This is a genomic window from Aliiroseovarius sp. M344, from assembly GCF_025140835.1.
Taxonomy (GTDB): Bacteria; Pseudomonadota; Alphaproteobacteria; order Rhodobacterales; family Rhodobacteraceae; genus Aliiroseovarius.
On sequence record NZ_CP081153.1, the window covers coordinates 1,201,043 to 1,215,062 of the forward strand.

Below are 14,020 nucleotides of genomic sequence, written 5' to 3' on the forward strand. Positions count from 1 at the left end.
GGACGGGCTGCAAACGTCGTCAAACGACATCGGCAGCCTGATGACAGCAGGCGCGCCGTCAGCGCCAGTAGTTATTTCGGCAGGCGCGGCGCCGATTTTTCAAGATCCAGCTCAGCGTCTGAAAACACCCACGGCCCCCGAACTCCCGGCACACCTTCTGGCGCAATCTGCATCCCGCGATGTTGCAACTGCGGGTTGGCGAAGGTTTGCTCCATCGAGTTGATCGGGCCCGCTGGAACTGTTGCATCTTCAAGCGCGGTCAGGATGTCGGCCATTGTCCAGCTTGCCAGACTTGTCTCGATCTCGGGGGTGAGAGCGGCGCGGTTCGCCACCCGATCCTGATTTGAGCTAAAGCGCGCATCATCGGCCAGATCGTCGCGTCCGATCACCTTGCAGAACCGTTGGAATTGCCCGTCATTCCCAACCGCCAGAATAATATGGCCGTCGCTGACCGGGCACACCTGATAGGGCGCAATGTTTGGATGTTCATTGCCCATGCGCGCAGGGCTGTTCCCGGTTGCAAGAAAGTTCATTGCCTGATTGGCCATCATGGCGGTCGCACAATCCAACAAGCTCATGTCCACATGCTGCCCGCGTCCGGTGCGGTGGCGTTGTTCCACAGCCGCCAGAATGCCAATCGTGCCGTAAAGCCCGGTAACAATGTCGGTAATCGCGACGCCCACTTTCTGCGGCTGCCCGGCAGGATCGCCGGTAACAGACATGAGGCCCGACAATCCTTGAAGCAGGAAATCATATCCGGCCCGCTTGGCCCAAGGTCCATCCTGTCCAAACCCGGTGACCGAGCAATAGATCAGCTGGGGATTGATCGCGGACAAGCTGCTGTAATCAAGCCCGTATTTCGCCAACCCACCGACCTTGAAGTTCTCGATCAAGATGTCCGCATCCTTGATCAGATCCCGCACCATTTGTTGACCTTCAGGGGTGCGAAAATCCGCAGTGATGCAGTCCTTTCCGCGATTGGCGCAATAGTAATAAGCGGCCGTCCTGTCGCCGACACGTTCGATGAAGGGCGGACCCCATTTGCGGGTATCATCACCATCATGGCTTTCGACTTTGATCACTTCAGCGCCCAGATCGGCCAGTGACTGCCCGATCCAGGGCCCGGCCAGAATGCGGGCGAGTTCGACGACTTTCAGTCCTTCAAGCGGATGCATGGCGGCTCCTAAAGATATGGGGGGGTGCAGGCGGACACCACGCGGGCGGGGCGGTCCGATATGTTGCGAAAGCGATGAGGTTCGCGTGAATTGAAAAGATAAGCATCCCCAGTTTTAAGCACACGGGAGGCATCGCCCACGGTGACCTCAAGCTCGCCTTCGATGACGATGCCGCCTTCATTGGCTTCATGTTCGATCATGGTTTCACCGGTGTCGGCGCCGGGCTCATACAACTCCTGCAGAACCTGAAGCCCATGCGCTTTGGCATCGCCCACTTGCTTGATTGTGATCATCCGGCGGGCCGCTTCGTTGTCCTGATACAGGGCCGATGTCAGGTCGCGCAGCTCGACTGGGGTGAAGAAAACCTGATGAGTCGCGGGCGCTTCGGGTTCAAAAAACTCTGACATGGACATGTTCAATCCGCCCAAAATCTTGCGCAACGACGCAACGGACGGTGAGCTATGGTTGCGTTCGATCATCGAGATCTGGCCATGCGGTACATTCGCGGCTTCGGCCAATTGCCTCTGAGACAAGCCAAATTGCTGTCTCAGCGATTTCAAGCGCGTGCCAACATCGAACTCCTCCTGCATGTGCTCTCCCTTGCTTTGCCGTCGCTGAGTGGACAGCGGACTCATCCGCTTTTGCAAATACTGCGCAAAATTTTGATAGCATTGCTCAGAATTTTGCGCAATATGGGGCGGAATCAAAATTCAAGATGGGGGATCGCATGTCGAACACCGAGCAATTGAAGGCACGACGCACGGATGCTGTCGCCAATGGCGTGGCGACGCGCGGCATCTACGCCGCCCGCGCTGAAAACGCAGAGCTTTGGGACGTTGACGGCAAACGCTACATCGACTTTGCCGTGGGCATTGCGGTGAACAACACGGGTCACCGCCACCCCAAGGTGATGGCGGCGGTCGCCGCGCAGGCCGAGGCGTTCACCCATACCTGTTTCCACGTCGCCCCCTATGAAGGTTATGTCGCGTTGGCAGAGCGTCTGAACGCCGCCACGCCGGGTGATTTCGACAAGAAAACCATGCTGGTCACAACCGGCGCGGAAGCTGTGGAAAACGCAGTGAAAATGGCGCGCGCGCATACCGGGCGCTCGGGCGTGATCGCCTTCACTGGGGCGTTCCACGGGCGCACCCTGTTGGGGATGGCGCTGTGCGGGAAAGTGACACCCTATAAAAAGGCCTTTGGCGCAATGCCGCCCGAAGTCGTCCACGTTCCATTCCCGAATGCGTTTCACGGTGTCACGGTCGAGATGTCGCTGTCCGTGCTCGACAACATGTTCAGAAGCTCGATCGACCCCGAGCGTGTGGCCGCTATGATCATCGAACCAGTGCAGGGCGAGGGGGGCTTTAACATCGCGCCGCCAGAGTTCCTGCGCGCGCTTCGTAAGATTTGCGACCAATATGGCATCGTGATGATCGCAGACGAGGTTCAGGCTGGTATCGCACGGACAGGTAAGATGTTCGCGTTTGATCATGCAGGTGTGGCCGCTGATCTGGTGACCATGGCAAAGGGTTTGGCGGGGGGCTTCCCCCTGTCCGCTGTCACCGGCCGTAAAGAGATCGTAGATGCTGCGCCCGTTGGCGGTATCGGCGGCACTTATGCGGGCAACCCGCTGGCTATTGCTGCGTCGCATGCCGTGCTGGACGTGATCGAAGAGGAACAGCTGTGTGACCGTGCCACCGACATCGGCAATCAAATCATGGCGCGTCTGACGGATATCGCAAGCCGTCAGGGGATGGAGGCGATTGGCGACGTGCGCGGTCTGGGCGCGATGGTTGCCTTCGAACTGGTCACGGATCGCGAAACCAACGACCCGGATGCGCCCCTGACCATGGCCATCGTGGCCGAGGCCGAGGCGCGCGGGCTGATCCTTCTGGCATGCGGCACCCGTGCCAATGCTGTGCGGCTTCTGCCCCCGCTGACGGTGCCGATGGACCAGTTGGCCGAAGCCCTTGATATCCTTGAAGCCTCGATCGAGGCTGCCATTAACGCGAAAGGAGCCTGAGATATGGCCGAACTTGCCCCGCAATCCCGTCCCGAGCTGTCGAGCTTCAATTGGGAAGACCCGTTCCTGATGGAAATGCTGCTTGAAGAGGACGAGCGCATGATCCGCGACAGTGCATTCGCCTATGCGCAGGAAAAACTGCTGCCGCGTGTTACTGATGCGTTCGCCAAGGAAGAAACCGACCCAGAGATTTTCGCCGAGATGGGTGAAATGGGTCTGCTTGGCACCACCATCCCCGAGGAATACGGCGGGCTTGGCGCGGGTTATGTGGCTTATGGTCTGGTCGCGCGCGAAGTGGAGCGCGTCGATTCCGGTTACCGCTCGATGATGTCTGTGCAGTCGTCGCTGGTCATGTATCCGATCTATGCCTACGGGACGGATGAACAACGCAAGAAATATCTGCCCAAGCTGGCATCTGGTCAGTGGATTGGCTGTTTTGGTTTGACCGAACCCGATGCAGGGTCCGATCCCGGCAGCATGAAGACCACGGCCAAGAAGGTCGATGGTGGTTATGTTCTGAACGGCGCCAAGATGTGGATTTCAAACGCGCCGATTGCGGATGTGTTTGTTGTCTGGGCCAAGTCCGAGGCCCATGGTGGCAAGATCAAAGGCTTCGTGCTGGAAAAAGGCGCGAAAGGGCTGAGTGCCCCGAAGATCGAAGGCAAACTTTCCCTGCGCGCGTCGATCACCGGCGAGATTGTCATGGAAAATGTTGAAGTTTCGGAAGACGCGCTTTTGCCGAATGTAGAAGGGCTGAAGGGTCCGTTTGGCTGTCTGAACCGCGCGCGCTATGGCATCGCGTGGGGCGCGATGGGGGCGGCAGAGGCTTGCTGGCACGCGGCGCGTCAATATGGGCTGGACCGCAAGCAATTTGGCAAGCCATTGGCGCAGACGCAGTTGTTCCAGTTGAAACTGGCCAATATGCAGACCGAAATCACTTTAGGTTTGCACGCGGCATTGCGTGTCGGGCGTTTGATGGACGAGGCGAAGGCCGCGCCTGAAATGGTGTCACTGATCAAGCGCAACAATTGCGGAAAAGCGCTGGAAATTGCGCGTCACGCGCGCGACATGCATGGCGGCAACGGGATCAGTCAGGAATTCCACGTGATCCGGCACATGGTGAACCTTGAAACGGTGAATACCTATGAAGGCACGCATGACGTTCACGCGCTGATCCTTGGTCGTGCGCAGACCGGGCTACAGGCGTTTTTCTAAACAGAAAATGGGGCGCATTGCAGCGCCCCATTCCGCACAAGGTGCTTAGCCATCTGTGCCGCTGAGGCAGGCGAAGATTTCATCGGCCTGCGCGCGCAACAGCTGCACATACAGGTCGGGTCCGGGGGTCAGGTTCGATCCACTCGGGTCCAGCACGCCGACGCCAACTTCTGTTCCGTTCACAATATCACGCATCATGTCTTGCCCCTCGGCGGCCTCGGCGAAGGCGCAGTGAACGCGACCGCTTGTCAAAAGTTCGGTGATCTCTGCCAGTTGGGCGGCAGAGGGTGGGGCGCTGTCGCCTTCTCGGACCGCGCCCAAAGATGACAAGCCATAGTGGTCTGTAAAATAGGCAAAGGCGTCGTGAAAGACGATGAAGCCACGATCGCGCACAGGTTCGAGCTGATCTTTGATCGCAGCATCAACGATAGCCAGATCATCACGCGCGGCAGCAGCATTGTTCAGATAGGTTTGCGCGTTGTCGGGGTCAGCGGCCGCCAAAGTCTCTGCTATCGCCGACAGCCAAGCCGCTCCGTTTTCAGGTGACAACCAGGCATGGGGGTCGTGTGCGTGATCGTCGTTATCGTCGTTATCGTCGTTATCGTCGTTATCGTCGTGATCGTCGTGATCGTCGTGATCATGCTCTTGCGCTTCATGATGGTGATCGCTTTCGAGAAGATGTGTTCCGGCTGCGTCCAGCAAGGCAACGGATTGTGCGTTGCTGGTGCCATCCAGCGCGCGTTCCAACCAGGGCGTCAGCTCAGGCCCGACCCAAAATACCATGTCAGCCTGCGTCAGGGCGCGCATTTGCGAAGGCTTCATCTGGAAGGCATGCGGGTCCGCCCCTTGTGGGAGGAGAAGCTGAGGCGATGCAAGATCGCCCATGACCTCGGAGACCAGCGCATGTACTGGGGCAAAATCAGTGACGACGCGCGGCGCGTCTGCAGCGGCTGGGGACGCAGAAAGGAGGAGCGCGGACAGGAGAAAACGCATTATTTGTAGCCTTGAGTAGGGATGGGTTATGTTATACTATTCCGTTGTGTAATAATATCACATAAAGACGGTGTCAAACCCAAATGACCAAACGTGATCCATCATGTGCTTTTCACTCTCATGACCACGCGGCCTGTGCGCAGGATGTTCTGGCTCGCGCGGAGGCCCTTTGCGGTGAAAGCGGCGCGCGCCTGACGCCCGTGCGGCGGCGCGTTTTAGAGATTTTGTTGGAAGAGCATCGCGCGATGGGGGCCTATGACGTCTTGGAACGCTTGGCCGCTGAGGGGTTTGGCAGCCAACCCCCGGTTGCGTATCGCGCGTTGGAATTTCTTGTGGATCAAGGGTTTGCACATCGTATCCGGCGCTTGAATGCGTTTGCGGCCTGTACGGCGCCGGGCGATAGCCACGCGCCGGTGTTCTTCATCTGCAAGACATGCAAAGCCGTTGCCGAATCCTGCGCACAGTCGGTTCGCAATGAGGTCGACCGCGTTGCACATGACCTTGGCTTTGCGGTTGAGCGCACAAATATCGAAGCGCTTGGCCTGTGCCCCACTTGTGCGGACGAGGCCGCGACATGAGCTTGATCTCTGCCCATGATATCTCCGTTTCGCATGGCCGACGGCTGGTGCTGGAGCATGTGGATTTCGCCATAGAGCCTGGCGAGATTGTCACCATTGTTGGGCCGAACGGGTCCGGGAAGTCCACGCTTCTGCGTGCCTTGTTGGGCATCTTGCCGGTATCCGGCTCTGTCGCCAGAAAACCCGGTCTTGTGGTGGGCTACGTTCCGCAAAAGCTTGCCTTGGACGGCAGTTTGCCGATGCCAGTGGGCAGTTTCCTGAACCTGCCAACGCCCCACAGCGCCGTTGAGAAGTCAGAAGTGTTGCAGCGGGTTGGCTTGCCAGATGTCGAGCAGCGCCAGATATCGGAATTGTCTGGCGGGCAGTTGCAACGCGTTCTGTTGGCCCGCGCTCTTTTGGCAAAGCCCGATATCCTTGTGCTGGATGAGCCGACGCAAGGGCTGGACCAGATGGGTGAGGCCGCGTTTTACCAATTGATCGAATCTGTGCGAACCGAAGAAGGGCTGGCGGTCCTGATGGTCTCGCATGACCTGCATGTGGTGATGAGCGCATCTGACAGGGTGATCTGTCTGAACGGCCATGTCTGTTGCGAAGGCACACCGAATGTGGTGCGCGATGCGCCAGAATACCGTGCACTGTTCGGCCATGGCACACATGGCGCACTCGCCTTGTATCAGCATCAGCACGACCATGATCACACCGACTGCGGACATGATCATGCCGTCGAAAAGGACGCGGCGAATGCTGGATGACTTTCTGGTGCGTGCGGCACTTGCCGGGATCGGGTTGTCCTTGGCGACGGGTCCGCTTGGATCGTTCGTCGTTTGGCGGCGCATGGCCTATTTCGGCGATGCAACGGCACATGCCGCCATTCTAGGTGTAGCCCTTTCACTTCTTATGTCGCTGCCAATCTGGCTTGGGACACTGGTCGTCGCCCTATCCATGGCGTTGGCCGTAAGTTGGATGTCCACGCGGGGACAATCCACGGATACCGGGCTTGGCGTCCTATCCTATTCTGCTTTGTCGGCTGGTCTGGTTGCGATTTCGTTCGCGCCCGGCGTGCGGGTGGATCTGGCGGCTTTTCTGTTTGGAGATATTCTGGCTGTGACGCGGGCCGATTTGATGTTGGTCTGGGCCGGCGCACTTGCAATCGCGGCGCTGATCATCTGGCGTTGGTCAAAGCTGCTATTGTCGACGCTCAGCCCTGATCTTGCCGCGGCCTCGGGGATCAATCCCACACGTGAAGGGCTGGTGCTGACGATCGCATTGGCTGTGGTCGTCGCGGTGTCATTGAAAGTGGTTGGGGCCTTGTTGATTTCGGCCATGCTGATCATTCCCGCCGCCGCCGCGCGTCTGGTCGCGCAAAGCCCCGTGGTGATGGCCATGACCGCCGTGGGTATTGGGTGGCTGGCCAGTTTGTGGGGCCTTTGGGGGTCGCTTCGGTATGACACGCCAGCAGGACCATCGATTATTGTAGCCGCGTCGCTGATCTATCTGGCCATGACGGTTATTAATGCACGCCGCCGCGCTTAATCCCCTTCTTAAAGGAACATCCATGTCCGCCCTCGACCGCGCAATCAAGATCGCTCGTGCCAAAAAGGCCCGTGTGATCCTGCCTGAGATGGAAGATCCGCGCATTGCCTTGGCGGCCAAGACATTGGCGGCAGAGGGATTGGCCGAGCCTGTGGAATTGTCTGATCTGGGCGCGCATCACATTTCGGCTCTGGTCAAAACGCGCCCGATGCGGGAAAATCTTGCCGTGCGAATGTTAGAGCGTCCCTTAATGCGGGCGGCTGCGATGTTGGCGGTTGGAGAAGCCGACGTAATGGTTGCAGGAGCCGCCGCCCCATCGCGGCGGGTGATCGAAGCAGCTTCCATTGTAATCGGGTTGGAGGGAGAAATTGCGACACCGTCCAGCTTCTTTTTGATGGTCCTGCCAGACGGGCGTGAATTGATCTTTGCCGATTGCGCCGTCAACGTAGACCCGGACGCTGGCCAACTGGCAGAGATCGCACAGGTGTCCCAAAATACCGCTCGCAAACTGCTGGGCGAGGCAAAGGTGGCTTTGTTGTCTTACTCGACAGGTCAATCTGGTGCGGGGCCATCGGTCGATAAAGTGGCGCACGCTGCTGCTTTGTCCGGGTTTGCCGGCCCTTTGCAAGGGGACGCAGCCCTGAACGGCGATGTGGCGTTACAAAAGGGAAGCGATTGGCAGGGTGATGCAAACGTGCTGGTCTTCCCCAATCTGGATGCTGGGAATATTGCCTATAAACTGATGGTTGGCCTAGCAGGCGCGCGCGCCTATGGGCCAATACTGCAAGGCTTCAAGCGACCGGTTTGTGATCTGTCACGCGGCGCGACAGTTGATGATATTGTGGCCAGTACGGTGCTGGCCATTGCAGGTGACGGAATTAGCCAACTGGGTTAGTCGGCAGCGCTGGCCTGTGCCGCAGTGACGGCTATCATGTGCAGGATATCTTCGGCCGAGCACCCGCGAGACAAGTCATTGGCGGGCTTTGCAAGCCCCTGCAATACGGGCCCAATCGCTGTCGCGCCGCCCATACGCTGGGCAATCTTGTAGGCGATGTTGCCACTTTCGAGATTTGGGAAAATGAACACGTTGGCAGCGCCCTCAAGCGGGCTGCCTTCGGCCTTTTTCGCTGCGACTTCGGGCACAAATGCTGCATCGAACTGCAATTCGCCGTCGATCAACAAGTCGGGCGCGAGGTCTTTGGCGATTTGCGTCGCTTTGACAACCTTTGAGACAGATTGATGCGCTGCACTGCCGCGTGTTGAGAATGACAGCATCGCCACACGCGGCACTTCACCCGTCAGGGTTTCGAATGACGCGGCTGATGACAAGGCGATCTGCGCCATTTCCTCGGCGTTTGGATCGACAACCAAGCCGCTATCGGCGAAAATCATCGCGCCTTTGCGGGCGTGATGAACCTCGCAAAACAGCATCAGGAAAAAACTTGAGACGAGTTTGCTGCCGGATTTGGGGCCAATGACCTGAATTGCGGTGCGCACTATTTCTGCGGTGGTGGCGACGGCGCCGCCGACAGTGCCATCTGCGTGTCCGGCTTTCACCATCAGCGCAGCAAAAACATGCGGGTTGAGTACGGCAGTCGCTGCGTCCGCGCGCGTAATGCCTTTGTGTTTCCGCAGATCATAGTAAAGCGAGGTCAAGGCTTCCAGATGCGACGAGGTTTCGGGCGTATGTGCCTCGATCCCGTCGATCATCTCCAACCCGAGTGCTGTGAATGTTGCCTGTATTTCGTCTGCATCACCGACCAGACCAACCCGCGCGATGCCTTGCTTTGCGGCGTCGAAGGCGGCCTGTATGGCGCGGGGATCACTGCCTTCTGAAAGCATGATCTTATGGTGAGACCGCGCAGCGTTCTGCAGGAGTGTCTCCAGCGGCTTCATAGGGTCTCGCCTCTTTGTTGGATGCGGCAGCCGGTTGGGCTGTCTAACGATCGTCCCGGCCCGTGCTTTGGCAGAATTGGAAGGTGCCGGCGCATCGAAAAGCGGGACGGTTGTCTGGGCGCCTTGGCGACGCCCAGACCGTGATTTTATACTTTTTGTGGGCGCATGTCGTCTTTGCTGATCCCAGCGACAACAACAGGCTTTTTCATCGCGTCGCGACGGAAAGGGTCGCCAAGTTCTTGGTTGATCATCGCTTCGATCAGCGTGGTCGTTCCGGCTTTCTGGTCCTTGATTGCTTGGTCCAGAGCAGCTGTTAGCTCTTCCATCGTCCGGGCGACAACGCCTTTCAGGCCGCATGCATTCGCGATGCCAGCATAGCTGACCTGCGTGTCCAGTTCGGTGCCGACGAAGTTGTCATCATACCACAGGGTCGAATTGCGCTTCTCCGCACCCCATTGGTAGTTGCGGAATACGACCTGTGTGATCGCAGGCCATTCTTCACGACCAATGGCGGTCAGCTCAGTTACCGCGATGCCGAACGCGCCATCACCAGAGAAGCCGACAACCGGCGTGTCCGGGCAACCGATCTTGGCACCAACCACGGCCGGAAGGCCATAGCCACAAGGACCAAACAGACCCGGCGCCAAATACTTGCGACCAGCTTCAAAACTCGGATAAGCGTTGCCGATGGCACAGTTGTTGCCGATGTCAGACGAGATGATCGCATCTTTAGGCAGGGCGGCTTGAATGGCACGCCACGCCATGCGGGGGCTCATCCAATCAGGCTTGGCGCCACGCGCACGTTGGTTCCAGGTTGTGCCGGGATCATCTTCTTCGTGGTCCATTGACGACAATTGCTGGGCCCAGACCGATTTGGTTTTGGCGATGGTCGACTTGCGCTCTTCACGTCCGGCGTCACCGGCCGAGGCTGACAGCTTCTCAAGCAACGACGTCGCAACTTTCTTCGCGTCACCAACGATGCCAACGCTGACTTTCTTGGTCAGGCCAATGCGATCAGGGTTGATGTCGACCTGAATGATCTTGGCATCTTTGGGCCAGTAATCCAGCCCATAACCGGGCAGGGTCGAGAACGGGTTGAGACGTGTGCCCAAAGCCAGAACCACATCCGCTTGGCTGATAAGCTCCATGCCCGCTTTGTTGCCGTTGTACCCCAGAGGACCAGCGAACAAGGGGTGGCTGCCGGGGAAGGCGTCATTGTGCTGATAGCCAACGCAAACGGGTGCATCCAGACGCTCGGCCAGGTTCATCGATTCCTGAATTGCGCCGCCAAGAACAACACCTGCACCGTTCAGGATGACCGGGAATTTGGCGCTGGACAGAAGGTCCGCAGCCTCGGTCAATGCTTGTTCGCCACCTGAAGGACGTTCGAATTCGACGATTTCAGGCAGATCAATGTCGATGACTTGGGTCCAGAAATCGCGCGGCATGTTGATTTGAGCTGGCGCGCTGGCACGTTTTGCATTGATGATGACGCGGTTCAGAACCTCAGCCACGCGCGACGCATCACGGACTTCCTCTTGGTAGGCTACACAATCAGCGAACATGTTCATCTGTTCGATTTCTTGAAATCCGCCCTGACCAATGGTCTTGTTGGCGGCCTGCGGGGTTACAAGCAAAAGTGGCGTGTGGTTCCAGTAGGCGGTTTTGACGGCGGTCACGAAGTTCGCAATGCCGGGGCCGTTCTGGGCAATCATCATGCTCATTTTGCCGGTGGCGCGCGTGTAACCATCGGCCATCATGCCGCCTGAACCCTCGTGCGCGCAGTCCCAGAACTGGATGCCCGCAGCGGGGAAATTGTCGGAAATGGGCATGAAGGCAGAACCGATAATGCCAAAAGCATGCTCAATTCCATGCAATTGAAGCGTCTTTACAAAGGCTTCTTCCGTGGTCATTTTCATCAGGTGCGCTCCCTTAGTGATTACAGGCGTCCCCGGCATTTCAGTGCCCGGACGTGTCAATTGTTGAAGCTATTCTTAGGCAGGCGAGGGGGTGTTCTATAGGGCCAGATGCTTGGGCTATTTGACGCCAGAAATGGGTGCGGCGGCGATGGCCTCGGAAATCAACGATATCCCTTTGGGAATGCGCGATGCCGGAATTGAGCTGTAAGCGAGCCGATAAAAGTTCGTTGGCGGGGCATCGTCTCCGAAGAACGGCGCGCCGGGTTCGATCATCACGTCTTTCTCTTGCAAGACAGCTGCCAGCGTGCGTGTGTCGACCCCGGCTGGCGCGCGCATCCAAAACGCTGATCCGCCGAAAACGCCGCGACCGGCAATGGTCAGCCCGGTTTCCTCGATCGCCTTGTTCATCACATCGCGCCGTTCGTGATAGGCTGATCCGATCCGTCGAATAAGGGCATCATAGTGACCCAGCGACAGGAAATAGGCGACAGTGCGTTGGATCAGCCCGGGTGGGTGGCGCAACACGGCGGAACGCAAGGCGCGCGCTTCGCGGATGAAGGGTTCCGAGCCGACAAGGAAGCCAAGTCGCAACCCCGGAAACAGCGATTTCGAGAAGCTGCCGACATAGATAACGCGCCCCTCGCGATCCAGAGATTTAAGGGCGGGCGAGGGCGGCTTGAGAAAGGACATCTCGAAGTCATAGTCGTCCTCGACCACCACGGCCTCCAATTCTCGGGCACGTTTGAGCAACGCTTTGCGTCGATCAAGCGGCATCGTGGCTGTCGTCGGACTTTGATGACTTGGCGTGGAATAGATGACGTCGATTCCATCGGGTAACGCTGCGGGTTGCAGCCCGTCGCGATCCACCGGGATCTTCAACAGGTGGCATCGGCTTTGCATCAGAATATCGCGAAGCGAATAATAACACGGGTCCTCAATGGCCGCAGTGCGCCGCTGTGTCAGCAACACTTGCGCCGACAACCACAAGGCATTCTGGGCCCCCAGCGTGATCAGGATTTCTTCAGGGCGTGCTTGAATACCACGGCGCGGCAAGATGTGGCGCGCGATGAATTCGGTCAGTTGTGGATCATCCTGATCATAGTAATCCCGCATCATGGCCGGGTGATCTTTTTGACCCAAGGCCCGCAACGCACACAGGCGCCAAGCGTTGTGGTCGAATAAGGTCGGGTCAGCCTGTCCATAAATGAACGGATACTTCATCCGCCGCCATTCCAGCGGTTTTGTTGGGGTGCTGCCTCCGGTGAAACTGGTGCCAATGGCGCGATGCCAATCGACCGTGTCTTCGCCACGTTTGTGCAGTTTGAAAGTCGGGGGTTCCGGCGCATTTTCAGACACATAGAACCCACTGCGCCCCTTGGACATCAGATAGTCATTGGCCTGAAGCTCGGTATAAGCCAGCGTCACTGTTATCCGGCTGACGCCCAGATGGGCGGACAGGCGGCGGGTGGAGGGTAGTTTTTCGCCGCGCGGCAATCGACCGGACAAGATTGCCTCGGCGATCATCTGCTGTATCTGGGCCTGCAGGGTGCCTTGCGCGTCCTGATCCAGAAAAAAGGTTTCTACGGGTGCTGCCATGTCGACAACCCTAACGTGGACTTAGATCCAGCGCAATCTGGACTTACGGCTAGCCTTAGCGGTTGGACGATATCCACGCAGACATCAGGCCGGCGTCCCGAAAGCATTCATCGGGAATTGCGCGTCGCTTTGCCCGCGCAATGCGTTCGGCAAATGCCACCTGACGCGATGTGGCCCGGCTGTCGCGGGAGCGTGTGGCGGTTGATTTCAAGCGGGTCTGATGTTCACCAATCCAGCCTGACAGGGCTGCACGGTCGCTTATCTTGTCCGCCGGTATGCTGGCGCCCAAACGGGCGGCAATCTGACGGGCATAATCGACCTGTTTCGGAGTCGGCGGCAATGTGCGGGCAGCGTGCATGTTCGGTCCTCCTGTTCATGGTTTGATCAATGTTCAGCACATGAGAACAAATATAGAACAAAAAGTCGAAAAGTCTAGTGTTTGTGCATCCAGGCAGGTGCACATTGGTGTGAACTGGCCGTTATGCGCGTGGTTGAGCCAGCTTCCAGGACAGGTTCGCGCGCACCGCCGGCCATTCCGATGCGATAATCGAATAGACGGCGGTGTCACGTATGGTGTCCTGCGGGCCAAGGGAGTGGCTGCGCAGAACTCCGTCAAGCTTCGCGCCCAGCCGTTCGATTGCCCGGCGACTTTGCTGGTTCATGAAATGGGTGCGAAACTCAACCGCGATACAGCCCAGCGTCTCAAAGGCATGCGACAACAAAAGGCGCTTGGCCTCGGTGTTCAGTGGTCCGCGTTGGGTGGAAATCCGATACCAAGTTGAACCGATTTCGAGCCGTTTATTGGCCGCGTCAATGTTCATATATGTGGTCATGCCAACCGGGGTGCCATCCGGTAACAACACGGTTAAGGGCAGCATTGACCCTTCGGCCTGAAGCCCAAGACGGCGGTCAATTTCTGCCTCCATCGCGTCTGGTGCTGGGATAGCAGTATACCAAAGACGGTGCAGATCACCCTCTGCACAAGCGTCTTTCAGAGCAGGCGCGTGATCTGCATGAAGCGGGACAAGTCGGACGTGTTGACCGGTCAGGTTTATCGGCTCTGGCCACATGATACTTCCTTTGGTTCTGTCC

Annotated in this window: 14 protein-coding genes; 6 read left to right on the forward strand and 8 right to left on the reverse strand. The window is 58.0% G+C overall.

Translation table 11 applies throughout. The features are described 5' to 3' along the window. Nucleotides 1-71: 71 nt before the first annotated feature. Together K3556_RS05815 and K3556_RS05820 are read right to left on the reverse strand one after the other, a co-directional pair. Nucleotides 72-1,175, reverse strand: coding sequence for a CaiB/BaiF CoA-transferase family protein (locus K3556_RS05815; RefSeq protein ID WP_260518782.1), 1,104 nt, complete (start codon nt 1,173-1,175; stop codon nt 72-74). Nucleotides 1,176-1,183: 8 nt separating this feature from the next. Beyond that, nucleotides 1,184-1,765 carry a cupin domain-containing protein gene (locus K3556_RS05820; protein WP_260518783.1) on the reverse strand — a complete coding sequence of 194 codons (582 nt, stop codon included), beginning with the start codon at nt 1,763-1,765 and terminating at the stop codon, nt 1,184-1,186. A 137-nt stretch (nt 1,766-1,902) separates the two neighbouring features. Here K3556_RS05820 and gabT point away from each other — a divergent pair, with 137 nt between their 5' ends. Together gabT and K3556_RS05830 are read left to right on the forward strand one after the other, a co-directional pair. Beyond that, the gene (gene gabT / locus K3556_RS05825) at nt 1,903-3,198 is read left to right on the forward strand and encodes a 4-aminobutyrate--2-oxoglutarate transaminase (RefSeq protein ID WP_260518784.1); all 1,296 of its coding nucleotides are present in this window, start codon (nt 1,903-1,905) and stop codon (nt 3,196-3,198) included. A gap of 3 nt (nt 3,199-3,201) precedes the next feature. Further along, entirely contained in the window at nt 3,202-4,413 is a 1,212-nt protein-coding gene (locus tag K3556_RS05830; protein WP_260518785.1) for an acyl-CoA dehydrogenase, read from the forward strand. 45 nt (nt 4,414-4,458) lie between these two features. Here K3556_RS05830 and K3556_RS05835 read toward each other — a convergent pair whose 3' ends face one another. Continuing rightward, nucleotides 4,459-5,298, reverse strand: coding sequence for a zinc ABC transporter substrate-binding protein (locus tag K3556_RS05835; RefSeq protein WP_260518786.1), 840 nt, complete (start codon nt 5,296-5,298; stop codon nt 4,459-4,461). Between the two features lie 191 nt (nt 5,299-5,489). Here K3556_RS05835 and K3556_RS05840 point away from each other — a divergent pair, with 191 nt between their 5' ends. The 4 genes from K3556_RS05840 to K3556_RS05855 are packed head-to-tail and all read left to right on the forward strand — an operon-like array spanning nt 5,490 to nt 8,412. After that, nucleotides 5,490-5,984: a transcriptional repressor gene (locus tag K3556_RS05840; protein WP_260518787.1), complete on the forward strand. Its 495-nt coding sequence runs from the start codon at nt 5,490-5,492 to the stop codon at nt 5,982-5,984. Continuing rightward, nucleotides 5,981-6,736 carry a metal ABC transporter ATP-binding protein gene (locus tag K3556_RS05845; protein ID WP_260518788.1) on the forward strand — a complete coding sequence of 252 codons (756 nt, stop codon included), beginning with the start codon at nt 5,981-5,983 and terminating at the stop codon, nt 6,734-6,736. Before K3556_RS05840 ends, K3556_RS05845 begins: the two co-directional genes overlap by 4 nt. Continuing rightward, nucleotides 6,726-7,517: a metal ABC transporter permease gene (locus K3556_RS05850; RefSeq protein ID WP_260519180.1), complete on the forward strand. Its 792-nt coding sequence runs from the start codon at nt 6,726-6,728 to the stop codon at nt 7,515-7,517. Before K3556_RS05845 ends, K3556_RS05850 begins: the two co-directional genes overlap by 11 nt. 22 nt (nt 7,518-7,539) lie before the next feature. Beyond that, nucleotides 7,540-8,412 carry a phosphate acyltransferase gene (locus K3556_RS05855; RefSeq protein ID WP_260518789.1) on the forward strand — a complete coding sequence of 291 codons (873 nt, stop codon included), beginning with the start codon at nt 7,540-7,542 and terminating at the stop codon, nt 8,410-8,412. Here K3556_RS05855 and pta read toward each other — a convergent pair. The 5 genes from pta to K3556_RS05880 form a co-directional block, all read right to left on the reverse strand. Next, on the reverse strand, nt 8,409-9,413 hold the full coding sequence (gene pta, locus K3556_RS05860; RefSeq protein WP_260518790.1) for a phosphate acetyltransferase: 1,005 nt from the start codon (nt 9,411-9,413) through the stop codon (nt 8,409-8,411). The genes K3556_RS05855 and pta overlap by 4 nt on opposite strands. A gap of 146 nt (nt 9,414-9,559) precedes the next feature. Then, the gene (gene xsc / locus K3556_RS05865) at nt 9,560-11,332 is read right to left on the reverse strand and encodes a sulfoacetaldehyde acetyltransferase (protein WP_260518791.1); all 1,773 of its coding nucleotides are present in this window, start codon (nt 11,330-11,332) and stop codon (nt 9,560-9,562) included. Between the two features lie 117 nt (nt 11,333-11,449). After that, entirely contained in the window at nt 11,450-12,928 is a 1,479-nt protein-coding gene (locus K3556_RS05870) for a PLP-dependent aminotransferase family protein (RefSeq protein WP_260518792.1), read from the reverse strand. A 55-nt stretch (nt 12,929-12,983) separates the two neighbouring features. Further along, entirely contained in the window at nt 12,984-13,286 is a 303-nt protein-coding gene (locus K3556_RS05875; protein WP_260518793.1) for a hypothetical protein, read from the reverse strand. A gap of 121 nt (nt 13,287-13,407) precedes the next feature. After that, nucleotides 13,408-13,998 carry a GNAT family N-acetyltransferase gene (locus tag K3556_RS05880; protein WP_260518794.1) on the reverse strand — a complete coding sequence of 197 codons (591 nt, stop codon included), beginning with the start codon at nt 13,996-13,998 and terminating at the stop codon, nt 13,408-13,410. Nucleotides 13,999-14,020 lie beyond the last annotated feature (22 nt).